The organism is Microbacterium gilvum, from assembly GCF_039543865.1.
GTDB classification, from domain to species: Bacteria; Actinomycetota; Actinomycetes; order Actinomycetales; family Microbacteriaceae; genus Microbacterium; species Microbacterium gilvum.
In genome coordinates this window covers 312423-338245 of record NZ_BAABKO010000002.1, presented here as the reverse complement: position 1 = coordinate 338245, position 25823 = coordinate 312423, and the positions used below count along the sequence as shown (strand labels likewise).

Here is a 25823-nt window from a genome sequence, read left to right as displayed (position 1 = left end):
CGTCCTCGTCGGGCCAGGTGAGGGAGGGGCCGACGCGTCCGAGGGGCGTCGGGAGGGCGATGCGCCCGGCCTCCGCGCGACAGAGTTCGTCATCCGCGCGACATAACGGGGCGGACGGATTAGGTTAGGCAATCCTCATTCATTTTCCTGGAGGTCGACGACACGATGGCATCACTTCTGCCGGGCACCCACGAGAACGCACGGCCGGACGGCGGAGGCGGGCCGACCGCACTCCTCACGGGCGAATCGGCGCAGGAGTACTCCGACCTCGTGCGGAGCGTGGTCGCGGGCGTCGCCGACCGGTTCCGGACGGTGCGCCATCCCTCGTCGGGAGCCGAGCGCCGCGAGCTCGACGCCCTCGTCGGCGCCGTCGACCTCGACGGCCCCGGCATCGGGAACGCCGCGGCCCTCGCCGAGGCCGACGAGCTGTACGCGCAGCACGCCGTGTGGTTCCATCTGCCGGCCTACGCCGCGCACCTCAACTGCCCCGTCGTCCTGCCCGCCGTCGCGGCCGAGACGATGCTCGCGTCGATCAACACCTCGGTCGACACCTATGACCAGTCGCTCGTCGCGACCCTCATGGAGCGGCGCCTGGTCGCCTGGACGGGCGAGCGCATCGGCTTCGCCGCCGCCGACGGCGTCTTCACGTCGGGCGGGACCCAGTCGAACCTGCAGGCGCTCTACCTCGCCCGTGAGCGGGCGCTCGCCCGCGCGGCGACGATGAGCGACCTGCGCGTGCTCACGACGGCGACGAGCCACTTCTCGATCGCCCGCTCCGCGCACCTGCTCGGCCTCTCAGCCGACGCGGTGGTCCCGGTCGGCGCCGACGCCGACGGCCGGATGGATCCGCTCGCGCTCGCAGACGCCCTCGCGCAGGCGGACGCCGACGGCCGCGACGTCATGGCCGTGGTCGTCACGGCGGGCACGACCGATCGGGGCGTGATCGACCCGATCGCGCCCGCCGCCGACCTGTGTGCGCCGCGCGACCTCTGGCTCCACGTCGACGCCGCATACGGCGGGGGCCTGCTCGTCTCCCCGACCCGGCGTCATCTCCTCGACGGGATCGAGCGCGCGACGTCGGTCACGGTCGACTTCCACAAGACCTTCTTCCAGCCGGTGTCGTCGAGCGCGCTCATCGTCCGCGACGCCGCCGACCTCGCCGCCGCCGCGTGGCACGCCGACTACCTCAACCCCGCCGCCGAGGCGGCGGAGGACGACGCCGACCCGAACCAGGTCGATCGCTCGCTGCAGACCACCCGCCGCTTCGACGCGCTCAAGCTGTGGACGACGCTCCGCGCACTCGGCCCCGACCGCATCGGCCGCCTGCTCGACGACGTGTGCGACCTCGCGATCGAGGTCCGTGCCCTCCTCGACGCCGACGCCGAGCTCCGAGCCGTCGGGACGACGGACCTCAGCACCGTCCTCTTCCGGTACGAGCCAGAAGGTCTCGACGCCGCGACGGCCGACCGGCTCGTGCCGCTCATCCGGCGCGTCCTCTTCCAGTCGGGGCGCGCCATGGTCGCGCGCACCGTCGTCGACGGGGCGCCGTGCCTCAAGCTGACCCTCCTCAACCCGCACGCGACGATCGACGACATCGCCGCGGTGCTCGACCTCGTGCGGGCGACGGCGCACGGCCTGCTCGCGGGCGACGAGCTCGCGACCCGCGACGAGCCGCCGTGCCGCGACGTCCATCCGCGCCTGCGCCGCGTCGACGCCGCGACGGAGCGCACGACGGATCAGGCGAAGGGGGATGGCCGATGACCGCCGTGCACGACCTCGTCTGCGTCGGGATCGGGCCGTTCGGCCTCGGGCTCGCCGCGCTCGCCGACCCGCTCCCCGACGTCGACGCGGTCTTCCTCGACCAGGCCGCGGGGTTCCACTGGCACCCCGGCATGATGATCGACGGCGCGACGATCCAGGTGCCGTTCCTCGCCGATCTCGTGACGATGGCCGACCCCACCTCGCGCTACTCGTTCCTCGCCTTCCTCAAGGCGACGGGGCGGCTGTACCCCTTCTACATCCGGGAGTCGTTCTACCCCCTCCGCGCGGAGTACGACGAGTACTGCCGCTGGGTCGCCGCCCAGCTGCCGTCGCTCCGCTGGGGCCGCCGGGTCGTCGCCGTGGAGGAGGAGGGCGACCTGCTCGCCGTCCGCGCCGAGGTGCTCGACGCCGCGGGCGCGGTCACGGGCGTCGAGACGCACAGGGCGCGGCACGTCGTCCTCGCCGTGGGCACGAAGCCCGTGCTGCCCGCGACGATCCGCGATCTGCCGGCCGACGGCCATCCCGTCGTGCACTCGGCCGACTACCTGCCGCACCGCGACGCGCTCGTCGCGAGCGGCGCCGTCACGGTCGTCGGCAGCGGCCAGTCGGCGGCCGAGGTCTACCGCGACCTCCTCGAGACGGGCGTGCGCGTCGACTGGGTGACGCGCTCGCCGCGCTTCTTCCCCATGGAGTACACGAAGCTCACGCTCGAGATGACGTCGCCCGAGTACACCGACCACTACCGCGCCCTGCCGGGGGCGCTCCGCGAGCGGCTCGCGCGCGAGCAGCGCGGCCTGTACAAGGGCATCAGCGGCGACCTCGTCGACGACATCTACGACACGCTCTACCGGCTCTCGGTCGGCGGGAGCCCGGTGCCGACGACCCTCCTCACCGACACCGAGGTCGTCGCCGCACGCCGCGACGCCGCGACGGGCGATACCGTGCTCGAGCTGCACCATGCGCAGCTCGACCGCCGCCACGAGCACCGCACGAGAGCGGTCGTGGCCGCGACGGGATACCGCGCCGCGACGCCGCCGTTCCTCGCGCCCGTCGCGCATCGCGTGCGGGTCGACGATCTCGGCCGGCTCGACGTGTCGCGCGACTACGCGGTCGACGATGCACACCGCATCCACGTGCTGAACGGCGAGGAGCACACGCACGGCGTCACGGCGCCCGACCTCGGGTTCGGGCCGTGGCGCGCGTCGGTGGTGCTCGCCGCCGTCACGGGCCGCGAGCCCTACGCGATCGAGCGCCGCATCGCGTTCCAGACGTTCGGGCTGCCCGACACGGCACCGGAAGGCGCACCGGAAGACGATCCCGCCGACCTGCTCCTGGAGGCCGCACGATGACCCTCACGACCATCCTCGCCCCGACGCTCGAGCCGGTCGATCCCGCACGCGACGCCGCCGACGTGCAGGCGTGGCTCGCCGCCGCGCCGTTCTGGGAGATGACGGACCGCACGCCCGATCAGGTGCGCGCCTACCTCGCGTCCGTCGTGTCGGATCCTGCCCAGAGCGGATGGCTCGGGCGCGTCGACGGGGAGCCCGCGTTCTACGTCGAGACGTACGCGCCGGCCTCGCTGATCCCGGCCGACGCGTTCGACGCGCGCCCCGGCGACCTCGGCATGCACCTCCTCGTCGCGCCCCCGGCCGCCGACCCGGTTCCCGGATTCACCTCCGCCGTCATGGCCGCCGTCATGCGGCACTGCTTCGCGCAGGGTGTCGACCGCGTCGTCGTCGAGCCGGATGCGCGCAACACGGCCATCCTCGCGAAGAACGCCGCGGCCGGGTTCCGCGTCCTCGGCGAGATCGACCTCGTCACGGAGGGCCACGCGAAGCGCGCGGCGCTCAGCGTGTGCTCGCGCGACGACTTCGCGGCCAGCCCGCTCGGCGGCGGAGAGGACCCGTTCCCGCATCTGCGCCCCGACCTCGCCGAGGCGGCGCATCGGCACCTCGTCGCGAAGGCCCTCTCCGAGCTCTCGCACGAGCGCCTCCTCGCGCCGGAGCCGGCGGCCGACCTCGGCGACGGATGGCATCGGCTCACCGCGGGCGCGTCGACCTACGTCTTCCGCGCGCGCGTGCTCCCCCTCGAGCACTGGCTCCTGGATGCGGAGTCGATCCGCCGGGAGGGCGCGCGCACGCACCTCGACGTGCTCGAGCTCGTCGTCGAGCTGCAGGATGTTCTGGGCATCCCCGACGCCCTGCTCTCGACCTACCTGGAGGAGCTCGCGTCGACGCTCGCGGGAGCCGCGGCCAAGCGCCACGGCGCCGCGGCGACGAGCGCCGACCTGCTCGACGCCTCGTTCCAGGAGGTCGAGGCGGCCATGACGGAAGGCCATCCCGGATTCCTCGCGAACAACGGCCGCATCGGGTTCTCCCTGTCCGACTACCGCGCCTACGCGCCCGAGACGGGAGCCCGCACGCGGCTCGTGTGGGTCGCGGCGGCGCGCGAGCACGCGCACCTCGCCCTCGGGGAGGGGCTCGACGAGCGATCCCATCTCGAGGCGGCGCTCACGCCCGACGAGCGCAGGGTCTTCGCCGAGCGCCTCGCGGACCGCGGGCACGACCCGGACGGCTTCCACTTCCTGCCCGTCCATCCGTGGCAGGCCGAGCACCGCCTGCCCATCACGTTCGCCGCCGACGTCGCGCGCGGCGATCTCGTGCCGCTCGGTCGCACGGCCGACGAGTACCAGCCGCAGCAGTCCATCCGCACGTTCTTCAACCGCACGCGGCCGGGCGCCCCGTACGTGAAGGTCGCGCTCGCCATCCAGAACATGGGCTTCCTCCGCGGGCTGTCGCCGCAGTACATGCGCGACACGCCCGCCATCAACGACTGGGTCGCGCGGCTCGTCGCGCGCGACCGCGGCTTCGCCGACGCGGGGTTCCGCGTTCTGCGCGAGCGGGCGGCGGTGGGCTACACGGGCGACGTCTACCACGCCACCCGGGCGACGAACCCGCACCGCAAGATGCTCGCGGCGCTGTGGCGCGAGAGCCCCGTGACCCTGCTCGCGGAGGGCGAGCGCCTCGTCACGATGGCCTCGCTGCTGCACCGCGACCACGAGGGCAGCGCCTACGCGACGGCGCTCGTGCGCGCGTCGGGGCTCGCGCCATCCGACTGGGTGAGGGCCTACCTCCGCGCGTATCTGCGCCCGCTCGTGCACGCCCTGCTCGCCCACGACCTCGCATTCATGCCGCACGGCGAGAACCTCATCCTCGTGCTGACCGATCACGCCGTGTCGGGCGCGTTCATGAAGGACATCGGCGAGGAGGTCGCCGTGCTCGGAGCGCGCGCCCTCCCGCCGGGGATCGACCGCATCGTGCACGAGACCCCGGGGCGGGAGAAGGCGCTCGCGATCTTCACGGACGTGTTCGACGGCGTGCTGCGCCATCTGTCGGGCATCCTCGACGCCGACGGCGTGCTGCCGGCCGACGCGTTCTGGCGGCTCGTCGCCGAGTGCCTCGACGGCTACGAGGCCGAGCATCCGGATGGCGCTCTCGGTCTCTCGGGCGACGTCGATCTGCGCGCGCAGGCGTTCGCGCACTCGTGCCTCAACCGCCTGCAGCTGCGCAACACGCTGCAGATGGTCGACATCGCCAACCAGTCGGAGTCGCTGCTCTACGCGGGCGAGATGCCGAACCCCGTCGCACGGGTGTGAGGCTGCGTCCCCCGGGGACGGCCCCCCGGGGGACGTTCCCAGGGGGACGTTCCCTAGACTGGGACTCGTCCCTTCGCACGTACGAGGTCCCACCATGCCCGCAGGCAAGCCGTTCGCGCCGAGCACGCGCCACGTGCAGATGCTGCGCGCGCTGATCGCGGCGCTCGCCGCGCTCATGATCACGTTCTCGCCCGACCACTCGGCGACCGTGGGGCTCTCGGTCTTCAGCGGATGGGCCATCGCGACCGCCGTCGTCCTCGGGCTCGGCGCCTGGATGGTCGTGCCCGCGGGAGCACGCACCGTGCCGACGCTGCTCGCCGTCGCGTACCTCGTCGCGGGGATGTCCGCCGGCGTCTCGAGCATGCGCGGCACGCTTCTCTACTTCGTCGTGCTCGTCACGTGGGGCGTCGTCGCCGGCGCCCTCGAGACCGGCCTCGGCATCGCGCAGCGCCGCCGAGGCGACGGGGCGGCCGCGCGCGACACGCTCACGATCGGCATCCTGACGATCGTCGTCGCCGCAGCGACACTCCTCGTGCCCTCGGGATACTCGCTCGAGTACTTCATCGAGGATGCAGGACGCAGCTTCACCCTCACGGGCGAGATCATCGCCGTCGGCCTGTTCGGGGGCTACGCGGCCATCGTCGCGGTGTTCCTCGCGATCGCCGGCTTCTCGCCTGCCGTCGCGGCGAACGCCGCACCCGTCAGCGGGTCGCCGGCCCGCACCCCGGAGGACCGTCCGTGACCGACAAGCCCACCCGCCGCGCCCTCATGCGCCCCGTCCAGCTGCTCGCCGTCGCGTTCGGCTCGGCCGTGTTCGCGCTGCTCGTCGGGGCGATGTCGATGGGCGCCTTCACGGCGCAGCCGGGCGAGGTCATCGCGCAGGCGTGGACGGTCGCGTCGATCATCGCGGGCGTCGTGTTCATCGTCGTGCTGCTCGTCGTCGCGATGCTGCTGCTCGTCGTCGACCCGGCCGACGTCACGAAGACGATCGACCGGCCCGTGCTGCTGCCGGACGACGACGAGCCGGAGAGCCGGCAGGGCTGATCCGCTCGAGACGGCGTGTGACGCGGCCGCGGCCGGGGCCACGCGGACGCGCATAGCCTGAGTGGGTGACCGCCCCCGACGTCAACGCCCTCCTCCGTCAGCGCTACGGCGCGAGCGCTCCCGTGCTGGCCGACCCGGCCATCCTCTCGTCGGAGGCGCTCGCCCTGCTCCTGCGCCACCGCTCGGTGCGATCGTTCGCCGACGCGCCCGTCACGGACGAGCACGTCACGGCGATCACGGCCGCTGCGCAGTCGGCCGCCAGCTCGTCGAACAACCAGTCGTGGAGCGTCGTCGAGGTGCGCGACGCCGACCGCCGCGCCCGTCTGGTCTCGGAGGCCGGCGGCAGCGCGCTCATCGCCGATGCGCCGGTCGTGCTGCTGTTCGTCGCCGACTGGGCGCGGGCGTCCGACATCGCCGGATGGCACGGCGAGCCCGCCGAGGCGGCCGCATACCTCGAGAGCACGCTCGTCGGGTTCGTCGACGCCGGCATCGCCGCGCAGAGCGCGGTCGTGGCAGCCGAGGCGCTCGGGCTCGGCACGGTCTACCTCGGCTCGCTGCGCACGCGACCCGAGGTCTCGGCCGACGAGATCGGCCTGCCCGAGGGGGCGGCGGTCGCCTTCGGCGTCGCGATCGGATGGCCCGACCCGGCCGACACGGCCGGCATCAAGCCGCGTCTGCCGCAGCGCGCCGTCCGCTCGCGCGAGCGCTACCGTCCCATCGCGCGGGAGGACGTGGACGCGTACGAGCGCGAGCTCGCCGCCTACAACGCGACGCAGGGTCGTGCGGGCAGCTGGATCGCGCAGGTCGTCGCGCGTGTGCGCGACGTGAGGGGCCTGCACGGCCGGGAGAACGCGCGCGCCGCGCTCGAGCGCCGCGGCCTGCCCTCGCGCTGAGACAGCGCCCCCGGTCAGAACCGGGAGGAGCTGCCCGATCCCGAGAAGCTGCCGCCGCTCGAGCCGTAGCCGATCGCGCTGCCGCCCCCGAACGACGACGAGCTCGCGTTGCGCGACGTCTCGACCTCGCTGACGCCCGCCGAGTACCCGGCCGCGAACGACACCGGGCTCCAGTAGTAGCCGGGGGCCGAGACGGTGTCGAGGATCGAGCCCGACCTCGCGCGGCCCGTGCGGCGCTGCTGCTCGAACTGCTCCTCCATGGCCTCGCGCTCGGCCTCGTCGTCGGCGTAGACGGAGATCATGGCGCGCGAGTGCTCGATGAGCAGCTCGGAGAGGCGCTCGCGCAGCGTCTCGAGCGCCCGCATGGCGTCGCCCGGCTCGAGGGATGCATCGCGCAGCCCCGCCCCGAGGCGCTCGATCTCGGTGTCGGCCGTCGCCGCGAACGCCGTGAGCGCCTGCATCGACGGCAGCTCGGCCGCCCCCTCCTCCTGCGCGAGGTCGGGGATCGCGGCGAGATCGTCTCGGACGGGCGCGACCTGCGCCGCCCAGGCGCCCTCCCACGTGGGCGCCTTCGTGAGCAGGGCGGCGGCGTTCACGATCGCGTCGTCGACGAAGTCCATGTCGGCCGTCTCGTCGGCGAAGGCGGTGGCGGTGCGCACGGCGGCCGAGCGCGATCGCTCCTTCTTCACGAGCCCGTCGAGGCGGTTCCGCTCCTCCACGGCCGCGTGGTAGCGGCGCGAGAAGTCGGCGAACCGCTGCTCGAGCCGCTGCGCGTACGGAGACTCCGCCGGCAGGGTGCGTGCCGCGAGCTCGGTCGTGTCGAGGTCCATCGTGACGGTCGTGAGGTGCGTCGTGCCGCGCTCGAGCTGCTCCGCGAAGCGCGAACGCCGGCTGGCGCGGACGAAGAGCACGATCATGCCGGTGGCCGCCGCTGCGCCCCCGCCGACCCATGCGGTCCCGATGACGGCGGGCGAGGCGTACCAGGGGCGCGCGACGATGTCGGCGGCCGACTCGACGCCCGCGATCATCCCCTCCGTCCACCGGCCGGAGGCGAACTCCTCCTTGGCGGCGTCCTGGATGGCGGTCTGGTCGGATTGCGCGACGGCGAGATCCTCGCCGAAGTAGGTGCCGACCTGCCGGCCGTCGGGATCGAGGGCGAGGATGAAGAGGCCGTCGGCCCACTTCTGGCCGTCGTCCGAGATCCACTCCGGATGGCTGTCGCGCGCGTAGGCGAGCACGAGCTCGTTCATGTTGTCGGAGGCCGCGCCGCGGTACGTGTAGAGCACGACCGTCGTCGGCACGCGGAAGTCGACCTCGGCCAGCTCCTCCTCGATCTGCGGGAGGTACAGCGTCCCCGCCGTGTCCTCCACGACGAGGTCGCCGTCGGCCGTCGAGACCGCCTGCGCCGGCGCCGCACCGAGCAGCACCAGCATCGCGGCCGCCAGCACCGCTCGCGTCCATCGGAACATGAGACCTCCCCCTGGTCGCCGTCGCCTCCACCCTAGGCGGGCGGGCGAGCGGGGGCATCCGCCGTGCGACGGAGGCCGCGATCGACCACAGCTCAGCAGCCCTGCGCGATGTCGGCGGGAGCCGACACGGGCACGTCCTCGCCCCATCCGGCGAAGGCGAACCGGCCGTCGCCCGACGCATCGCCCGCGACGAACTCCTGCGGCAGCGGGGCCCCGACGGCGGCCACGGTCATGGTGCCTGTCGGCGTCTCGCTTCCGCCCACCACGACGTCGGTGGTCGCGGCGTCGGCAGGCGGCACCATGACCGACACCTCCTCGGCGCCGCGCAGGAGCTCGGCGACGAGCCGCGACGGATCGAGCAGCGGCTGCCAGTCGTCGAGAGCGGCCGTGGAGGCGAGGCACACGTAGCCGTCGCGCGCGGCCGCGACGCCGCTGCGCTCGGCGAACGCGTCGTTGCCGCGCACGTAGGTCGCGCCATCCGAGACCACGACGTCGACCGCGAGGTCGCCCGCGGCGAGCGAGGCGCGGAAGCGCTCCGGGTCGCCCGCGAACGACACCGTCAGCGCGCGCCCCGTCGACGGCGCCGCCTCCGGATCGTCGGGCACGACGAGCTCCGTGAACGCGCCCTCGTATGTCACGTCGCCGGCTGCGCGCACGGCCTCGGCGATCTCGGCGACTGCCGCGTCTCCCGACACGAGCCAGAGGCCGTTGCCCGGATGGTCGGGATCGTACGCCTCGATGTCGACGCCCGCCGGGGGCTCGGCCTCGACCCCCGCCGGCCCGGAGCATCCCGCGAGCAGCAGGGTCGCGGCGAGCCCCGCGGCGGCCGCCCACCGGGTCGCGCGTGTCATCGTGCCGCCTGGGCCACGCACACGCTCTGCGCCCCCTCGCGCGCGAGCGCCGCCGCGTCGAGCGCGACCGGCTGGTCGGCGTAGGCGGCGCTGCGCACCACGAAGCACGTGTCGCTCTCGAACAACCCGGCCGACTGCGGCAGCCACGCCTCCGTGCTGCGCACGACGAGCTGGCTGAGATCCGTCGCCGTGCCGTCGCCGTGCACCGCGTACAGGCTGTACGCCGCATCGGGGCCCGACCAGTCGACGTGCGCATTGCCGCCGTCGAGCGCGAGAGCGATGTCGGAGACGACGATCGCGCTCGACGTGACGGCGCCCACGATCATCCAGGCCGCCATCCCGCCCATCGCGAGCACGGTGAGGATGCTCGACACGAGGAACGCGGGGTGCAGCCACCAGCGCTTCGCGCGCTGCTGCCGCGCCGTGAGCTCGGGGAGCGGCCATCCGCCGCGTCCCAGCGCGGGCTTCGCGTCCACCGCGCGCAGGCGCGTGCGGCCGGGCTCGTCGCCGACCGTCGCGGTTCGGGTGTCGGATGGCGCGTTCATAGGATCGCGACGATTCTCGCGCACCCGGAGGGGCATCGCGGTGGGGAGTAGTGCCCCGTTCCGATCCGGGCAGACCCGCCTAGCATGGGACACCGCCGGTCGGTCGAGGAAGGAGCGTGGCATGCGCCGCCGTTTCGCCGTCCTCGCGCTCGCCGCCGTGCTCGTCTCCGCGGCTGCCGCGACACCCGTCGCCGCCTACACGGGCCCGAACGCCGTGGCCGTGCCGTATCTCGACGAGAAGGCGGTCTCCCTGCCGCAGGGGTGGACCATCACCGACTGCGCGCCGATCACCGCCGCGTCGCCGCTCGTCGTCGCCTGCGCGGCCGACGGGTTCCTCCTGCGCGCCGACTCCTACGACCCCGACTACGGCCAGGACGTCGTGCCCGTTCCCATGACGAACGGCCGCACGACGACGACCATGGAGTACGTGGTCACGCTCGAGGCCCCCGAGCAGCCGACCGTCGCCGACCTGTCGTACGCCCATCCCGTCGCGGCGGGCGGCGCGCTGCTCCTCCCGCTGAGCGACCTCGATGCCGCGTGCCTCGTGTGCGGAGGGGGAGCGCGCCTCGAGGTCTTCTCGGTCTCCCCCTCCGCGGCGGCCGAGGTCACGGCGACCGAGACCCATCTCGTCGTCCGCCCGCGCGCGTCGTTCGACGGTCCCCTGGAGGTGACGGTCCGCGTCGCCGACGAGTTCGGAACGTGGTCGGAGCCGGCGACGATCGCCATCCCCGTCTACCGGGCAGACGGCGCGCCGGTCGCCCAGGCGGTGCGACTCCCGCTGCCCGCGGAGACGACGGCGATCGACCTCGCCGCGCTCGTGCAGACCACGGCCGACGGGCCCGTGTCGCTCGTCGGCTGCGGCGAGGCGCTGCACGGCGTCGTCGTGTGCGGTGCCGACGGCACCGCCCGCTACACGCCGCGCCCCGGCGTCTCGGCCGACCAGTTCTCCTTCCACATCGCACAGGCCGGCGCGCAGGCGACCGGTTCCGTCACCTTCGTCGGGCCCGACACGGGCATCCCCGACGACGGCCTCGCCGCGACCCGGCCCGTCGAACCGGCGGAGCGCGTGCCGCGCGCCGAGCTCGAGGCGGCGCAGCAGGCCGAGCGCGACAAGGAGGCGGAGGCCGCGGAGGCCGCGGGTGAGGAGCCGCCCGCCGACGACGAGGACGTCGCGCTCGTCGGCCTGCGCGTCCCCCTGGGCCTCCAGCCCCGTACGCCCGTCGAGGAGACAGGGCAGGCCGTCGGCGTCTTCGACGCGCTGCGGTCGCTGCTCGACCGGGTGGGGGCGCGATGACCCCCGCACGCCATCGACGAGAGGACGCGAACGGATGACCGTGCGCCTGACCCTGCGGACGTCGCCCACCGAGGACACCTCGTGGATGCTCGACGTCGACGAGGCCACGACCGTCGGCGAGGTCGCCGAGTCGCTCGGCGTGAGCCCGCAGCTCCTCGACCCCGCAGCCGGCGACACGACGCCGCTCGCGGCGTCGGCGCTCGTGTCGGGCGCGATCGTCCCGCCGCCCGGGGCCGACGATCCGCCGGCCGGCACGGTGCGCCTCGAGATCGTCGGCGGTCCGTTCGCCGGGCGGTCGATCCCGCTCGAGCGCGGCCAGTCGCTCACCGTCGGCAGCGGCGAGGGCGACGACGTGCGCGTCGCCGACCCGTCGCTCGCGACCGGGCACGTGACGATCCAGATCGGGCTCGGCGAGCCATCCGACCCCCTGCTCGCGACGATCGCCCCTGCGCCCGGTGCCGTCGTCCGCGTCAACGACACCCTCGTGACGGCCCCCGAGCGCATCGTGCCCGCCGACCTCGTCCACCTCGGCAGCCTCGTCGTGCGCATCGGCATCGCGCCGCGCTCCGACGCCGACCTCACCGACGCCGCCGGCGTCCGCGGCTTCAACCGGCCATCGCGCGTGCCCGCCCAGGCCGCGCAGCCGGCCATCCCCCTGCCCGGCGACAAGCCGGAGGATCAGGACCAGTCGCCGCTCCCGTGGCTCTCGGCCGTCATCCCCGTCGTGCTCGGCGTGACCATGGCCATCCTCTTCCAGCGCCCCGTCATGCTGCTCATGGCGGCCGCGAGCCCGATCATGGTCGTCGGCTCGTTCCTCACGCAGCGCAAGCTCGCGAAGAAGAAGGGCCTCAAGACCGAGCAGCAGTGGATCGAGGAGGTCAAGCGCGCGGGAGAGCGCGTGCGCGACCTCGTGAAGCGGCAGCGCCTGTCGGCCTGGTACCGGCTGCCCGACCCCGTCGTCGTGCGCGACATCGTGCTGCGTCCCCTCTCCCGCCTGTGGGAGCGGCGCAAGGCCGACGTCGACGCCATGGCGCTGCGCGTGGGCGTCACCGAGATCGACCTCGACGTCCGGTTCGAGGGCGGCGGCCGGGACCGCGGCGCCGAGCAGCGCGTCGGCGTCGGCCCCGCCCCCGTCGCCGTCGACGCGCGCGCCGGCGTCATCGGCATCGCCGGACCCGCAGAGGCCGTGCGCTCCCTCGCCCGCTCCATGGTCGTCTCCTACGCCGCGCTCCGCAGCCCACGCGACGCCGAGATCATCGTGCTGTGCGACGACGGCGGCGAGGACGACTGGGGCTGGGCGGGGTGGCTGCCGCACGCCCAGTCGGCCTCGCACGTGCCCGCGCTCGTCGGCAACGACGACGACACGCGCCGCGAGCGGCTGCGCGAGATCGCCGTCGCGCTCGACGTCCGCATGCGGATGGCCGGCCAGCGCGGCTACGAGGCGCCCACCGACGTGCTCGTCGTCGTCGACGGCGCCCGCCGCTTCCGCATGCTGCCGGGCATGGTGCCGCTGCTCGAGCACGGCGCGCAGCACGGCATCCACGTGCTCGCCCTCGACAGCGACCGGTCGCGCCTGCCCGAGGAGGCGACGAGCGTCGTCGTCGTCGACCCGGCCGACCCGTCGATGGCGTCGCTGGAGCGACCGGGCGGATGGTTCCCCTCCGTCCTCCTCGACGGCGCCGATGTCGCCTCCTGCGAGCGGATGGCGCGGGCGCTGTGCGCGCTCGAGCACGTGTCGGGGGTGGGCGACGAGGCGATGCTCCCGACGAGCGTGCGGATGGTCGACCTGCTCGGCATCGACCTCGACGACGCGGCGCCGCTCGTGCGGAGGTGGACGGCGCAGCCGCGCAACACGTACGTCGTCGTGGGCGCGAACGCCGACGGCGAGTTCGCGCTGGACATCTCGCGCGACGGCCCGCACGCGCTCGTGGCCGGCACGACCGGCTCCGGCAAGTCGGAGTTCCTGCAGGCGCTCGTCGTCGGACTCGCGATGGCCAACCGGCCCGACGCTCTGAATTTCGTGCTCATCGACTACAAGGGCGGATCGGCCTTCGCGGACTGCGAGCGCCTGCCCCACACGGTCGGCATGGTCACGAACCTCGACGCGCGCGAGACGGAGCGCGCGCTCGCCTCGCTCGACGCCGAGCTCAAGCGCCGCGAGCAGGTGCTGCGCGAGATGGCCGCGAAAGACATCGACGCCGCATGGGCGAAGGACGCCGAGACCGCGGCCCGTCGGGGTCTCGCGCGCCTCATGATCGTCATCGACGAGTTCGCGGAGCTCCGCACCGAGCTGCCGGAGTTCATCGACGGCCTCGTGCGCATCGCGCGCGTCGGACGCTCGCTGGGCGTCAACCTCGTGCTCGCCACGCAGCGGCCATCCGGCGTCGTGACGCCCGAGATGCAGTCGAACATCAACCTGCGCGTCGCCCTGCGGGTGACCGACCGCGGCGACTCGTCGGATGTGCTCGGTTCGGGCGAGGCGGCGCTCATCAGCCCGTCGACGCCGGGACGCGGCTTCGTGCGCCTCGGTCCGTCGACGGCGCCCGCGGGGTTCCAGACGGCGCGCGTCGCGGGCATCCGCCCCGGCGCCGTGCGCACGGCGAAGGTGCTGCCGCCCAAGGCCCCCCTCACGTGGGACGCGCTCGGGTTCCCCGTGAAGTACCCGCCCGAGTCGGGCGCGCACGCCGACAACGACGATCACGACGACACCGACCTGCGGGCCCTCGTCGGCCTCGTCGCCGCGGCGACCGATGCGCTCGGGATCGCGAAGAACTCCAGCCCGTGGCTCATGCCGCTGCCGCTCACGCTGCCCGTGGACCGCTTCGAGGCGGAGCCGCGCGGCGAGACGGAGGTCGTGCTCGGCCTCGAGGACGTGCCCAAGGCGCAGGCGCAGCGCACGCTCGTGTGGGACGTCGCCTCCGGTTCGCACCTGCTCTTCGCGGGAGGGGCGATGTCGGGGCGCACGACGGCCCTGCGCACCGTGCTCGCCCAGGTCGTCGAGCGGATGGACCCCGGCCACGTCCACCTCTACGTCGCCGACTTCGGCAACGGCGCACTGCTGCCGCTCGCCGACGCCCCGCACTGCGGCGCCGTCGTCACGCAGCTCGACGCCGACCGGCTGCCGCGGCTCATGCAGCGGCTGCTGGAGGATCTCGCACGCCGGCAGGCCGTGCTGTCTGCGGCGGGTGTCGGCCACATCTCGGAGCAGCGCCGATCCGCCGCGACGGGGAAGGCGCTGCCGTATGCGATCGTCGCGGTCGACGGATGGGAGCGGATGCTGTCGTCGATGACGCCCGAGCAGCTGCTCGCCTTCCGCGAGCAGTTCATCCGGCTGCTGCGCGAGGGCCCGGCCGTGGGCGTGCGCATCGTCATGACGGGCGATCGCGGGGTGTTCGGAGACAAGGTGGCCGCGTTCATCGACGCGCAGTACGTGCTGCCCGTGCGCGACATCTCGGACTACCGCGCCGCGGGCATCCATGCGAAGGACGTGCCGCTGAACCTGCCGCCCGGCCGCGTGCTCTTCGGCGCCGACGCGGCGGAGGCCCAGCTCGCCGTGCTCGGACGCGACACGGGAGGCGAGGCGCAGACGACGGCGCTCCGCCGCGTCGTGGAGCGCGTGCGGGATGCGTTCGACGACGCCGGCGCGGTGCGGGCATCCGAGCCGTTCCGCGTCGATCCGCTGCCGCGCTACCTGGCGGCGTCGGCCATCCGCGACCTGCCGATCGCGGAGGGCGATGATGCGGCGGGCGTCGTCATCGCGGTCGGCGGCGACCGGCTCGCGCGGTACACGCTCGCGTGGCCGGCAGACGGCGGATTCGTCGTGTCGGGGACGCGGCGCTCCGGCCGGTCGTCGACGCTCGCGCACATCGTGCGCCAGCTCGCCGACCGGGGCGATGCGACGGTCGTCGTCGCGCCGCGCCCGTCGGTGCTCACCGAGCTCGCGGCATCGAGAGGGGTGCCCGTCGTCACGCGCACGGATCTCACGCCGATGGAGCTCGAGGAGGTGCTCGCACCGTACACGGGTCTCGTCACCGTCGTCGTCGACGACGTCGAGCAGCTGAAGAACGCGCCACTCGACCACGCCCTCACGGGCATCCGGCACCGGGCGGCGTTCATCGTCTCGGTCGACGCCGAGTCGACGTCGACGCTGTTCGGCGGGCCGTTCGTCGAGGCGAAGCGCTCGCGGCGCGCGCTCGTGCTGCGCCCGGAGGCGGCGCTCTACGGCACGCAGGTGGCGGGCGCGGCCATCCCGAAGTTCCTGCTCGGACAGGTGCCGACCGGTGGCGGCGTGCTCGCGACGCCCCGCGGATGGCTGCCCGTGCGCGTCCCCGACATCCTGCAGTGAGGAGCTGACATGGCCTCCGCCCGGTGCGCGTACTGCGCCGCGACCCTCGAACCCAGCAGCATGTACTGCCTCGGCTGCGGGCAGCTGATCCTCGCGGCGCGCGACGGCGCCGACGCCCCGGACGACGGCTGGGCCGTGGCGCCGAAGCCGCGCGCGGGAGCGGGCGGTGCTCAGGCGGGTGGTGCGTCGGCGGGTGGTGCGGCGGCGGGGGCGGTGCCTGCGGGAGCGGTGCCTGCGGCGGGTTATGCGGGCGCTTCGGCCGCGGCGCCGGGGAATGCCGTGCCTGCGCCGGGGCATCCGGAGGCTCCGGCCGCGGTGCGGGGGGACGCCGTGCCAGGAGATGCGGGACCCGGGGGCGCGGGGCCATCCGCCCCGCTGTCCCGGGCGGCGGCGCGCTCGCGGACGACGTGGGGCGAGCGCGTACGGCTGCGTTTCTCGACGGGTGAGGACGTCGTCATCGCGGGCGACGCCGTGGTGGGGCGCAAGCCCGAGCAGACGGCGGCGACGCTCGGAGCCCAGGCGGTCGAGATCGCCGATGCGACGCGCTCGATGTCGCGCGTGCACCTCTATCTGCACCTCGACGAGCGCGGCGCGCTGCGCGCGGCGGACGCCGGATCGGGCAACGGCTCGTCGGTGCTGCGCGGCGAGCGGACGATCCCGCTGCCCGCCGATGGCGACCGGTTCGACCTGCAGCCCGGCGACGTCGTGCGCATCGGCGACGTGCTCGCGACGCCGACCCCCGCCTGAGGCCGCCGGCCGCGGCGTCGGTGCGGTCCTCTCCCCGCGCGGGTCTGCCCCACCGGGGTTCCTTCTCCTCTGGGTCGCAGTTCACGGCGTCTACGGGTGGTTTGGGGACGGGAGTTGCGACCTGGACGGGGTCTCTTCTCGCCGGGGTTGCAGTTCGGGTCCATTGCCGCCGGTATGAGGGCGGGATGGCCGGTGTCAGGCCCGGGCACGGAGCGCGGCGCGGACGCGGCGGACGAGCTCGCGCGGCTCGGCGAACAGCGGCGCCGTGACCTCGATGACGATCCAGCCCGCCGCCCGGAGAGCCGCGATGCGCTCGACGTCGGCCGCCCACGCCGCACCGTGGATCATCCCGAGGTACTCGACCGCCACGCGCTGTGCGCGGTAGGCCATGTCGACGCAGCCGAGGAAGCGCCCGGCGTCGTCGAACACGTCGACATTGAGCTCGGGCTCGGGAAGGCCTCCCGAGACGAGCTCGAAGCGGACGATCGACTCCCGCGGAGACCAGGCGTCCAGGCGGATCCATCCGATCGCCTCGCGCAGCGCGACGATTCCCCTCCATCGCCCGGAATCCATGGCGCGTCGCAGCTGGGCGATCGTCGCGAGAGACGCACGCCCCGCATCGGGACGCCCGACGCCCTCACGCCACACGCGGCAGAAGTAATCGCCGAGGGCGATGAGATCGGGCATCCGCAAGGTGCCGAGGCTCGCCCATGTCGTCGCGGGCGACGTGAGCAGGAGCCCATCGTGCTCGCGCAGCTGCGTCATCTCGGCCTGCATCCGATGTCGGATGACGCCCGCCGCCCGCGGGAGCGCATCCGGCTCGAACGCTCCGACGTGCACGCCGAGCTCGCGCTCCTGGGCGACGCGGCCATCCGGCGTGAATCCGACGGGAAGAGGGCCGCCCCAGGCCGACGCCGCCGTCTCCCGGCAGAAGAAGTGGCCCGGTTTCAGCCGGGGGATGTAGGCGCGGGCCATCCGCACCCGCTCTACGCGCTGGCGCTCGTACGGGTCGTCGACCCGGACGGGCTCGCTGGGCCTCCTGCGGACCCCGCGGAACGGCCGCTCGAGGTCGGCGGCGCGGAGACGCTTCTCGCCGACCCCCGCCGCGACCGCGTCGCGCACCGCGAACGCGTCGCCGAGATGGATGGGGATGTCTCTCCGTCGTCGCGTCATGCCGACACCGTGGCACGTCCGCGTGCAGCGCCTCGGAAGTTGTCCACAGGCCGCTGAGCCGTCGTCCGCGAAGCCCGTCCGGGTCGCGGTTTCCGGCCTCGATCGCCCGAATGGGGCCGCGAATTGCGACCTGGGCGGGAAGGGACAAGAGAGGGCGGGCGGATTCCGGGCGAGAGGATGGCGGGCCGCCGCCGGTTGGGCACTCCTCCCCACAGACGGATCGGACTCCCGTGGTTACCGTGAAGGAGGCCCGCGCACCGGGCCGGGGGATCATCGTCTTCACCGGGAGGAACGAAATGGCAGAGATCAAGGTCACATCCGAGTCGCTCGCCAGCGTCGCGGGGCAGCTCTCGAGCGGATCGCAGTCGATCGAGTCGCAGCTGTCGAACCTCAAGTCGCTCGTCGAGGGGCTCATCGCGGGCGACTGGAACGGCCAGGCGTCGCAGAGCTTCAACGAGCTGTACTCGCAGTGGGACCAGGCGGGCATCCAGCTGAAGGAGTCGCTCCAGGGCATCAGCGACCTCCTCAACCAGGCCGCACTGTCGTACGAGGACAGCGAGTCGGCCATCGCGGCGACCTTCAACGGCTGACCCGTCGCGGTCGGCGGCTCTGCGCTGCCGACCGCGCCTGCGGAGGGGGACGACATGGTGCAGTTCAGGGTTCGGGCCGAGTCGCTCGCCGAGGTGGCGGGGCTGCTCGGCTCCGTCATCGCGACGTTCGACGGGCACGTGTCGGGGGCGGATGCCCAGGTGCAGAACGCTCTGCAGAACTGGAAGGGCGCCGACGCCGACTCGTTCCAGCAGAACTGGACGCGGTTCGTCGCGCTCTCGGAACAGGTGCGCCTCGCGCTCACCGGGCTGCAGGGCGGGCTCGTCGCGGCGGGCGCCGGCTACGACACCACCGAGGCCGGCCTGCGCAAGGCCATGACCCAGACCATCCCCACCATGCAGGGACTGCGCAAGCACGCCGTCCAGTTCGAGGAGGGCGTCGCCCGCGGCGAGGCCCGAGCCGAGGACATGGCCGAGTTCTTCGGACGCGACTACGCGGGCGACGACGAGGTCGAGCGGTTCGGCGGCGGAGCCGTCACGGGCTCGAAGGGCCGCTACAGCGGCGGGGGAGCGGGCGACACCGACGGCGACGGCGACGACGACGGGATCGGCACGACGCCGTTCCTGTCGGACGAGTCGGTCGAGGAGCTGACGGGTGACGACGCCTCCGGCGACGGCTTCATCGAGACGCAGGACGGCATCGTCCAGGCGCCGGACGACGTCACGGATGGCGCGGCCACGGCGGATGGCGCGTCCCCGGCAGACGGCGCGTCCCCGGTGGACGGCGGACCTGCCGAGAGCGCGGACGGCACGGCTCCGGATGCTCACGCCACGGTCGTCGAGTCGCTTCCGGCGGAGGCGCCACCCGCGCCCGACTCGTCGATCCACGAGGCCCGGATCGAGGCGACGCCCGCCGCGTTCGAGCCGCAGCCATCGGGCGAGACCGCGTATGCCGCGCACGACATGCGCGGCGACCACACGGGCGGCATCGACGTCGATCTGCTGACGGCGACGCCCGACGGGATCGCTCCGGCCGTTCTCCGCGACGGCGACGCGCCCGTGTTCGAGTTCAGCGTCGACGCGATGGACGCGTCAGGCGGCAAGGGGGACCGATGACCGACCAGCAGGCCGATGTGGCGGAGCTGCAGGCGCTCGAGCAGGCGATGACCGCGCTCGTGGGCTACTGCGACGCGCTCCGCAGCGGTGCGTCCGGATTCGCGTACATGCTCCCGAACGACTGGCAGGGCCCTGCCATGCAGGCGTTCCTCGGTGCGTTCAACGCGTGGGCACTGGGCGCCGAGGCGATGCGGATGAGCGCCGAGGGACTGCAGCAGCAGGTCCATTCGGCGAAGACGTCGTACGAGGGCGCCATCGCCTCGCTCGACCAGTACGCGACCGCGATCGAGCAGGCGATGTCGGCATGAGCGGCACCCAGGTCAAGATCACCGCGGCGACGATCGAAGCGGATGCGATCTCGTACCGCACGGCGGCGACGCAGCTCGAGGGGGCGATCGCGGCCGCCCGCAGCACTCTCTCCGCCAATCAGGGGATGGCGGGCGACGACAACGCAGCCGAGGACTTCGCCCAGGGCGACGACGGCTACGACGTCTGCGCGACCGCGACGCTGCAGTCGGCGCAGTCGATCGCCAACGCGTACTACATCCTCGCGGCGATGCTCGAGAACGTGTCGCGCACGTACGTCGCGGCGGAGGGCGCCGGCGCGGGCGAGACGCGCGCGATCGTGCAGTCGACCGCGCCGGAGGTCGTCGAGGGCGACGCCCCCGACGCGCCCACGGCTCTCGGCGCGGGATGGCCGGGCCCGCTCGGCGAGTTCCAGGAGATCATCGAGTGGGGCCTCCAGCAGGTCGGAGTCGTCATCCCGACCGGAGACGAGGACAAGCTCCGCGGCGGAGCGGAGGCGTGGGACGCGCTCGCCGACGCGGTGAGCACGGCGCACACGACGGCGTCGAGCGGCACCGACTGGATGGGCGGGATGTCGATCCCGCAGGTCGCGAGCATCCAGAACGCGCACTCGAGCATCCAGATCTCCGCGCTCCAGCTGCAGACGTCGGCCGGCGACATGGCCGGGTGGGTGCGCGACTACATCACCGAGCTCGGCAAGATGCGCGAGCGCCTGAAGGACTTCCTCCAGCAGCTCGCGATCGAGATCGCCGCCGATATCGCGCTGTCCGGCCTCCTGGGCGCCCTCTCGTTCGGTCTCGGCGCGCTCGCCGGGGCGGCGAAGGCCATGGCGACCGTCGTGAAGTGGTGCAACCGCATCAAGGACCTCATCGACAACCTGCGCGACATGCTCCGCGCGCTGCGCGCCGCGCGAGGCGGCCGGGCGATGTTCAAGCGCGCGCTCATCGAGGGTGCGCAGGGCGGCGTCGCGAGCGCGATCTCGACGACCGCGATGAACGTCATGCACGCAGAGCCTGACGGCGTATACCAGCAGCAGAATGTCCTGGACGCGTTCATCTCGGCGAGCGTCGGCGGCATGGTGGCGAGCCCGATCGCGAATCGCATCGGAGGGCCCGGGGGACCGGGGTTCCGGGCGGGCGCGCGCGAGGTCGGCGGAGAGACCGTCGCGGGTGCCGCAGAAGGCATCGTCGACGCGACCTACCAGACGGCCGTGAACGGGCAGGAGTTCAACCCGCTCAGCGCTGCTGTCGGGGGCGCATTGCTGGGAGCGGGCCTTTCCACGGGCATGCGCGGCGGCTCGTCGGCTCTCAATCTCGGGGGGAGGGCGCTCGGGATCGACACGCGATCGGTGCTGCCGAACGCCGCGGGAGATCAGAGCGGCACGGCCTCGCCGAGCCAGAACGCGGGATCGACGACGTCGCTGCCGGACGGTCCCGCTCCGGCGGCGGGAGGCGTCGGAGCGACGTCGCCGGGAGGCGGCGGCGCATCAGTCGGCGACTACGACGGACCGACGCCGGGCGGCGTCGGCAGCGGCGGCTCGTCCTCGGGTGGCGGCGCGGCCGGGACCTCGGACTACGACGGTCCCACGCCGGGGAGCGCCGACGCGGGCAGCGGCGGCGGAGCCGACGGCGGCTCCGTCGACGTCCCGACCGACGCGACCCCCGACGCCCCGTCGGAGCTGCCGTCGGATGGCGTGCCTGCGGATGGCGCGCCTGCGGATGGCGCGCCTGCGGATGGCGCGCCTGCGGATGGCGCGCCTGCGGATGGCGCGCCTGCGGATGGCGCGCCTGCGGATGGCGCGCCTGTGGACGGGACTCCTGTGGACGGGACTCCTGTGGACGGGACTCCTGTGGACGGGACTCCTGTGGACGGGACTCCTGTGGACGGGACTCCTGTGGACGGGACTCCTGTGGACGGGACGCCTGCGGATGGGACTCCTGTGGATGGGACTCCTGTGGATGGCACTCCTGTGGATGGCACGCCTGCGGATGGCACGCCTGCGGATGGCGCGCCTGCGGACGGGATTCCCGCGGATGGAACTCCTGCGGACGGGATTCCTGCGGACGGCACGCCCGCGGATGGGACTCCTGCGGACGGCACGCCCGCGGATGGGACTCCTGCGGATGGCATGCCTGCGGATGGCACGCCTGCGGACGCGACTCCCGAGGACACCGCGCCTGCGGACGGCGCCTCTGTGGATGGGGCCTCTGCGGACGCTCCTCCTGCCGACGCCGCCCCCGCGGACGCGACCCCCGACGACACCGCGCCGGCCGACGCCGCGCCCGCGGGCGCGACCGGCCACGCGGCCCCCGCGCACCACGCGACGCCCGGCGAATCCGCGTCCGTCGACGAGGCGTCGACCGGGACGGACACATCCTCAGAGCATCCAGACACCGAGCAGCCGGACACCGATCAGGCGGGCGTCGAGCAGTCGGCGGCGGAGACGGCGCCCACAGCGGACGACGCGGACCAGCCCGATGCGCCCGCCGACGACCCCGACGCGGAGGTCGACGCCGAAGATGCAGCGGCGGCCGCCGCCGCGAGCGCGGCCGGTGCGGGCGTCCTCGCCGCCCCGGGGCTCGCGCCCGCGACTCCCCGGGGAACCACGGCCGGGACGGGCACGCCCGCGTCGACGGCAGGGCAGGCCTCGCCGGCGCACGCGGACCATCCGATGGACTCGGACGCGCAGTTCGGCGACGGCTGGGAGCGCGCGGAGAGCCCTGCCTCGTCGAACCCGATCGACCCCGCATACGGCCTGCCGCGCGCACCGGGGACCAGCGGTCACCTCGCCCCGCCGTACGGTCATCCGGGAACGGTGCGTCCGGAGATCGCCCACCTCATCAGCGACCCCTCCGCACCGTTCGGGCGCGACGAGAACGGTGTGCCGCTGCCCGATCAGGCGGCGTGGGAGGCCCGGTACACCGATGCGAACGGCTACCCCGTCTACCCCGGCAACGCGGGCGGCGAGCCGGGGTCGTTCCGTCGCATCACCGACATCGACGTCTTCCACACCCACTTCGGCGAGCAGATCGACCGGATGGGTTCCCCGAAGGGCGACTACTTCTCCCTTCCCGGGACGTCGTTCGAAGGGCGCGCCCTGCCGCTCGGCAGCCTGAACGCCGACTACACGATCCGCGATCTCGTGAGCCTCCCGCCCGGCGGCAGCATCGAGATCTCGCAGATCGCGCCCGCATTCGGGCGGGACGGCGGCGGACTGCAGATCCGCATCCTCGACTCCGACGGCAACCCGCAGTCGCAGGCGCAGCTCGAGCACGACGGCCACCTCGCGGAGCCTGCGCCGCAGGATGGCCCTGACGACGCGACCGCGGATCCCGCGTCGTCGACCCCCGACGACGCGACGGCGCAGCCGGCACCGCTCGAGTCGCCGGCACCGCACCACACGCCGGAGCAGATCCAGGACGCGCTCGACCAGGCCCTGCAGCAGTCGAATACGGGCTACGACCCATACGACCTCTCGAACGGCTACGCCGAGAACTGCGGGACGGTCGCGGCCAACATGCACGACTTCCTGAACGGGCAGCCGCTGCAGGATGCCGGAACGGGAACGCTCGACATCGCGGGCATGGAGGCGCGCACGGGCCTGCCGCAGACACCCGTCACCCCCGCGCAGATCGAGGCATCCCTGCGCGCGCAGGGACCGGGCGCTCACTGCGTCGTCGGCATCGACCGCGCAGGAGACGCTGACGGACACTGGTTCAACGCCGTCCACGACGGCGAGCAGGTGTGGGTCGTCGACGGCCAGGACGGCACGCGATCGCCGTGGCCGCCGGATGAGCCGGACGCCGTCACCTGGGACGCCTCGATCGACCCCGCCGACGTCGTCGATCCGCCAGCGGCTGACAGCGCCCCCGTCGACAGCTCGCCGATCGACAGTGCGCCCGACGACGGAGATCCCGGTGCCCGCGGTGCGGGCCCGGCCCCGCGACCGACGGTCGCCCATCCCGGGACGTTCACGCCCTCCGCGGCCACGCCCACCGTCTCGGTGACGGAATCGGGCCAGTCGTACACGCAGGCAGACGTGCAGGCCGCCCTCGACCGCGCGCCGCAGGACGATGCCGGGAGGCCCGTCGACCACCGCGACGGCACGCCGCTCGCGCTCGAGAACGCCGACGGCGGACGCGGCTGGCACATGCGCTGGGACGAGGTGGGTGGCACGTGGGTCGCCGAGAACCCGGGGTCGGGCGACGGCGCATCCGGATCGAGCACGCGTCTCGACGACGGCCGCCGGCCCGACGACCTCGACGACGCCGAATGGCGCGACCAGGTGTCGCAGCTCGACGACCGCCGGCTCGCGGAGCTGCTGAGGGCGCGCACACCCGACCAGGCCATGCGCGACGCCGTGCAGGGGCCGCTCGGCGACGACGGTCTCCAGCCCGACCCGCTGTACCCCGACGAGCAGGATCTGCGGCGGGAACGGCTGGAGGCGGACCACATCATCCCGCTCCGTCGGATCGTCGAGATGGACGGCTTCCGCGACCTCACCTGGTCGCAGATGCTCGAGGTCGTGAACCTGCCGGAGAACTTCCTCGGGCTCTCCGACCGCGTCAACGCCTCGAAGGGCGATCGGATGCCGGGCGAGTGGGACGGGCACTCAGAGTTCGGGCCCCTCTCGCCGGAGCGGCGCCGATGGCTGGACGAGCGCTCCCTCGACGCGCTCGATGCGCTCGAGGAGAAGATCATCGGGTTCACGGGATGAGGTCCGTGCGACGACCTAGCATGGCAGACGAGCCGAAGGGAGCATCGCGATGAACGCGGTCGACGTCATCAGCATCCGATCATCGGCGACCGGTCGGACCATCCGCGCGACCGCGGCCGCCGACCTCGAGGCCCTGGCTCGCGGGATCCTCACGGAGTTCGAGGAGCACGCGCCCGCCTGGCGCGACGGCTACACGATCGAGCTCGGCTGGGGGCCGCTCACACTGCGCGCCGACGGGGAGGAGATCATCGTCGTCGCTCCGGACTATGCGCGCGATCCGGCGCACACCACCGAGGACCTCAGCCTGACCATCTGGCTCGCCGTCTCGCTGAACGCGCTGCCGTCCGCGGCCGGCCTCTCAGCCGCGCAGATCTCGTTCGACGACGACGTGATCTGCGTGAAGGAGTGGGAGCGCCATCCTCTCCTGTCGCTCACCCGCATCGCCACGACCACTCCGCGCGACTCCGGCTGGTTCGTCGAGCCGTTCCCTCCTGCATCCGACGAGCCGTGGCGCGCCGAGCAGCTCGTCCGGCTGCCGGCCTGGCGGGTGCTGCAGGAGCGGCGGGCGGTGGCCCGGTCCTTCGGCCTCCCCGTCGGCGTCACCGCGATCGTCGAGGGCGACGCCGTGCGAACCCTCGTGCGGGAGAGCGACCGCGCCGTCCTCGCGGAGGGCCCCCTGTGAGCGATGTGCGCCCGCCCTCGACCGACGCCGTGATCGAGCGCACGGTCGTCCTCGGAACGCGGGAGGTCGCCTTCCGGGCCGCGCCGGAGCTCGCGGACGAGCTCGACGCCCTCGTCCGACGGCTCGCCGATCAGGGTGTGGACGCCGTCGAGGGAGGGGAGGTCGACCTGGGGTGGGACCGCCTCCGCTTCGACGCCGACGGCGACCGTCTCCTGGCGACGACGAAGGACGGCGGCGACACGCGCCGCACGGTGCGACGCGACGACGTCACGCAGCTGCTCTGGGTGCTGTCGGCGTGGCGGCGGGTGGCGGCCCTCAGCGGCGCCGAGATCGTCCCCACCCACTGGCGCGACTCCCTCTACATGTCGGTGGACGTGCTCGCCTCGGCGGAGGTGCTCGAGTGCCGGCGCGTCGACATCGGGTCGCCGACGCAGTGGTTCGTCGGCGGCAGCCCGTTCGACCCCGCGCTCGTCGAACGCCTGGCGGGGGACATCGCCCGGTGCGTCGAGCTCTTCAAGCGGCGTCCCGAGGCGGTCGCCGTGCTGGGGCTGCCCGTCGGGTACGTCGGCGTCGTCGACCGTGAGCACGGCGTCGTCGAGATCCGCGATGCGCAGGGGGTCGTCGTCCACGATGGCCGTCCATGACGATCGAGACCGCCGCCGGGCGGCCGAGGAGGA

19 protein-coding genes are annotated in these 25823 nt (G+C 73.5%); 15 read left to right on the top strand and 4 right to left on the bottom strand.

Annotated features, from left to right (window positions below; all coding sequences use genetic code 11):
- The first annotated feature begins 165 nt into the window (after window positions 1-165).
- From ABD998_RS07385 to ABD998_RS07360, 6 genes are all read left to right on the top strand, one after another.
- A complete protein-coding gene (locus tag ABD998_RS07385; protein ID WP_345437571.1) occupies window positions 166-1761 on the top strand; it encodes a pyridoxal phosphate-dependent decarboxylase family protein in 1596 nt (531 codons plus the stop codon).
- Window positions 1758-3110, top strand: a complete 1353-nt coding sequence (locus tag ABD998_RS07380; RefSeq protein WP_345437569.1) for a lysine N(6)-hydroxylase/L-ornithine N(5)-oxygenase family protein — start codon at window positions 1758-1760, stop codon at window positions 3108-3110. Before ABD998_RS07385 ends, ABD998_RS07380 begins: the two co-directional genes overlap by 4 nt.
- Window positions 3107-5416 (top strand): GNAT family N-acetyltransferase, encoded by a 2310-nt coding sequence (locus tag ABD998_RS07375; protein ID WP_345437567.1) that lies wholly within the window; start codon window positions 3107-3109, stop codon window positions 5414-5416. The genes ABD998_RS07380 and ABD998_RS07375 overlap by 4 nt, the downstream gene beginning before the upstream one ends.
- A 94-nt stretch (window positions 5417-5510) precedes the next feature.
- Window positions 5511-6158 (top strand): acyl-CoA synthetase, encoded by a 648-nt coding sequence (locus ABD998_RS07370; protein ID WP_345437565.1) that lies wholly within the window; start codon window positions 5511-5513, stop codon window positions 6156-6158.
- The gene (locus ABD998_RS07365; RefSeq protein WP_345437563.1) at window positions 6155-6460 is read left to right on the top strand and encodes an amino acid transporter; all 306 of its coding nucleotides are present in this window, start codon (window positions 6155-6157) and stop codon (window positions 6458-6460) included. The genes ABD998_RS07370 and ABD998_RS07365 overlap by 4 nt, the downstream gene beginning before the upstream one ends.
- 65 nt (window positions 6461-6525) lie before the next feature.
- Window positions 6526-7353 carry a nitroreductase family protein gene (locus ABD998_RS07360; RefSeq protein ID WP_345437561.1) on the top strand — a complete coding sequence of 276 codons (828 nt, stop codon included), beginning with the start codon at window positions 6526-6528 and terminating at the stop codon, window positions 7351-7353.
- A gap of 14 nt (window positions 7354-7367) precedes the next feature.
- On the opposite strand, the gene ABD998_RS07355 is transcribed toward ABD998_RS07360, so the two are convergent.
- The 3 genes from ABD998_RS07355 to ABD998_RS07345 all read right to left on the bottom strand — a co-directional run bounded on the left by ABD998_RS07355 (window position 7368) and on the right by ABD998_RS07345 (window position 10218).
- Window positions 7368-8822 carry a DUF5129 domain-containing protein gene (locus ABD998_RS07355; RefSeq protein WP_345437559.1) on the bottom strand — a complete coding sequence of 485 codons (1455 nt, stop codon included), beginning with the start codon at window positions 8820-8822 and terminating at the stop codon, window positions 7368-7370.
- A gap of 92 nt (window positions 8823-8914) precedes the next feature.
- A complete protein-coding gene (locus ABD998_RS07350) occupies window positions 8915-9673 on the bottom strand; it encodes a hypothetical protein (RefSeq protein WP_345437557.1) in 759 nt (252 codons plus the stop codon).
- The gene (locus tag ABD998_RS07345) at window positions 9670-10218 is read right to left on the bottom strand and encodes a hypothetical protein (protein WP_345437555.1); all 549 of its coding nucleotides are present in this window, start codon (window positions 10216-10218) and stop codon (window positions 9670-9672) included. Before ABD998_RS07345 ends, ABD998_RS07350 begins: the two co-directional genes overlap by 4 nt.
- A gap of 121 nt (window positions 10219-10339) precedes the next feature.
- On the opposite strand from ABD998_RS07345, the gene ABD998_RS07340 reads away from it, so the two are divergent.
- From ABD998_RS07340 to ABD998_RS07330, 3 genes are read left to right on the top strand one after another with little or no spacing between them, the layout of a single operon-like run.
- The gene (locus ABD998_RS07340) at window positions 10340-11512 is read left to right on the top strand and encodes an Ig-like domain-containing protein (RefSeq protein ID WP_345437553.1); all 1173 of its coding nucleotides are present in this window, start codon (window positions 10340-10342) and stop codon (window positions 11510-11512) included.
- 34 nt (window positions 11513-11546) lie between these two features.
- A complete protein-coding gene (locus tag ABD998_RS07335) occupies window positions 11547-15857 on the top strand; it encodes an FtsK/SpoIIIE domain-containing protein (RefSeq protein ID WP_345437551.1) in 4311 nt (1436 codons plus the stop codon).
- A 9-nt stretch (window positions 15858-15866) separates the two neighbouring features.
- A complete protein-coding gene (locus tag ABD998_RS07330) occupies window positions 15867-16604 on the top strand; it encodes an FHA domain-containing protein (protein WP_345437549.1) in 738 nt (245 codons plus the stop codon).
- Between the two features lie 195 nt (window positions 16605-16799).
- Here the strand turns inward: ABD998_RS07330 and ABD998_RS07325 are convergent, their stop codons facing one another.
- Window positions 16800-17777: a hypothetical protein gene (locus ABD998_RS07325; protein ID WP_345437547.1), complete on the bottom strand. Its 978-nt coding sequence runs from the start codon at window positions 17775-17777 to the stop codon at window positions 16800-16802.
- A 296-nt stretch (window positions 17778-18073) separates the two neighbouring features.
- Here ABD998_RS07325 and ABD998_RS07320 point away from each other — a divergent pair, with 296 nt between their 5' ends.
- Genes ABD998_RS07320 through ABD998_RS07295 form a run of 6 tightly spaced genes read left to right on the top strand, consistent with a single transcriptional unit; the run spans window position 18074 to window position 25790 of the window.
- Window positions 18074-18367 (top strand): WXG100 family type VII secretion target, encoded by a 294-nt coding sequence (locus tag ABD998_RS07320; protein WP_271172613.1) that lies wholly within the window; start codon window positions 18074-18076, stop codon window positions 18365-18367.
- Between the two features lie 54 nt (window positions 18368-18421).
- Window positions 18422-19441, top strand: a complete 1020-nt coding sequence (locus tag ABD998_RS07315; protein ID WP_345437545.1) for a WXG100 family type VII secretion target — start codon at window positions 18422-18424, stop codon at window positions 19439-19441.
- On the top strand, window positions 19438-19749 hold the full coding sequence (locus ABD998_RS07310) for a WXG100 family type VII secretion target (RefSeq protein WP_345437543.1): 312 nt from the start codon (window positions 19438-19440) through the stop codon (window positions 19747-19749). The genes ABD998_RS07315 and ABD998_RS07310 overlap by 4 nt, the downstream gene beginning before the upstream one ends.
- Window positions 19746-24464: a glycohydrolase toxin TNT-related protein gene (locus tag ABD998_RS07305; RefSeq protein WP_345437541.1), complete on the top strand. Its 4719-nt coding sequence runs from the start codon at window positions 19746-19748 to the stop codon at window positions 24462-24464. The genes ABD998_RS07310 and ABD998_RS07305 overlap by 4 nt, the downstream gene beginning before the upstream one ends.
- A 49-nt stretch (window positions 24465-24513) precedes the next feature.
- Window positions 24514-25146 carry a hypothetical protein gene (locus tag ABD998_RS07300; RefSeq protein WP_345437539.1) on the top strand — a complete coding sequence of 211 codons (633 nt, stop codon included), beginning with the start codon at window positions 24514-24516 and terminating at the stop codon, window positions 25144-25146.
- Window positions 25143-25790, top strand: coding sequence for a hypothetical protein (locus tag ABD998_RS07295; protein WP_345437537.1), 648 nt, complete (start codon window positions 25143-25145; stop codon window positions 25788-25790). The genes ABD998_RS07300 and ABD998_RS07295 overlap by 4 nt, the downstream gene beginning before the upstream one ends.
- Window positions 25791-25823: the final 33 nt, after the last annotated feature.

Excerpts from the sequence above, each read along its gene's own strand:
- ABD998_RS07385 (WP_345437571.1), top strand. The coding sequence starts at position 166 with ATGGCATCACTTCTGCCGGGCACCCACGAGAACGCACGGCCGGACGGC.
- ABD998_RS07380 (WP_345437569.1), top strand. The coding sequence starts at position 1,758 with ATGACCGCCGTGCACGACCTCGTCTGCGTCGGGATCGGGCCGTTCGGC.
- ABD998_RS07375 (WP_345437567.1), top strand. The coding sequence starts at position 3,107 with ATGACCCTCACGACCATCCTCGCCCCGACGCTCGAGCCGGTCGATCCC.
- ABD998_RS07370 (WP_345437565.1), top strand. The coding sequence starts at position 5,511 with ATGCCCGCAGGCAAGCCGTTCGCGCCGAGCACGCGCCACGTGCAGATG.
- ABD998_RS07355 (WP_345437559.1), bottom strand. The coding sequence starts at position 8,822 with ATGTTCCGATGGACGCGAGCGGTGCTGGCGGCCGCGATGCTGGTGCTG.
- ABD998_RS07350 (WP_345437557.1), bottom strand. The coding sequence starts at position 9,673 with ATGACACGCGCGACCCGGTGGGCGGCCGCCGCGGGGCTCGCCGCGACC.
- ABD998_RS07345 (WP_345437555.1), bottom strand. The coding sequence starts at position 10,218 with ATGAACGCGCCATCCGACACCCGAACCGCGACGGTCGGCGACGAGCCC.
- ABD998_RS07340 (WP_345437553.1), top strand. The coding sequence starts at position 10,340 with ATGCGCCGCCGTTTCGCCGTCCTCGCGCTCGCCGCCGTGCTCGTCTCC.
- ABD998_RS07335 (WP_345437551.1), top strand. The coding sequence starts at position 11,547 with ATGACCGTGCGCCTGACCCTGCGGACGTCGCCCACCGAGGACACCTCG.
- ABD998_RS07330 (WP_345437549.1), top strand. The coding sequence starts at position 15,867 with ATGGCCTCCGCCCGGTGCGCGTACTGCGCCGCGACCCTCGAACCCAGC.
- ABD998_RS07325 (WP_345437547.1), bottom strand. The coding sequence starts at position 17,777 with ATGACGCGACGACGGAGAGACATCCCCATCCATCTCGGCGACGCGTTC.
- ABD998_RS07320 (WP_271172613.1), top strand. The coding sequence starts at position 18,074 with ATGGCAGAGATCAAGGTCACATCCGAGTCGCTCGCCAGCGTCGCGGGG.
- ABD998_RS07315 (WP_345437545.1), top strand. The coding sequence starts at position 18,422 with ATGGTGCAGTTCAGGGTTCGGGCCGAGTCGCTCGCCGAGGTGGCGGGG.
- ABD998_RS07310 (WP_345437543.1), top strand. The coding sequence starts at position 19,438 with ATGACCGACCAGCAGGCCGATGTGGCGGAGCTGCAGGCGCTCGAGCAG.
- ABD998_RS07305 (WP_345437541.1), top strand. The coding sequence starts at position 19,746 with ATGAGCGGCACCCAGGTCAAGATCACCGCGGCGACGATCGAAGCGGAT.
- ABD998_RS07300 (WP_345437539.1), top strand. The coding sequence starts at position 24,514 with ATGAACGCGGTCGACGTCATCAGCATCCGATCATCGGCGACCGGTCGG.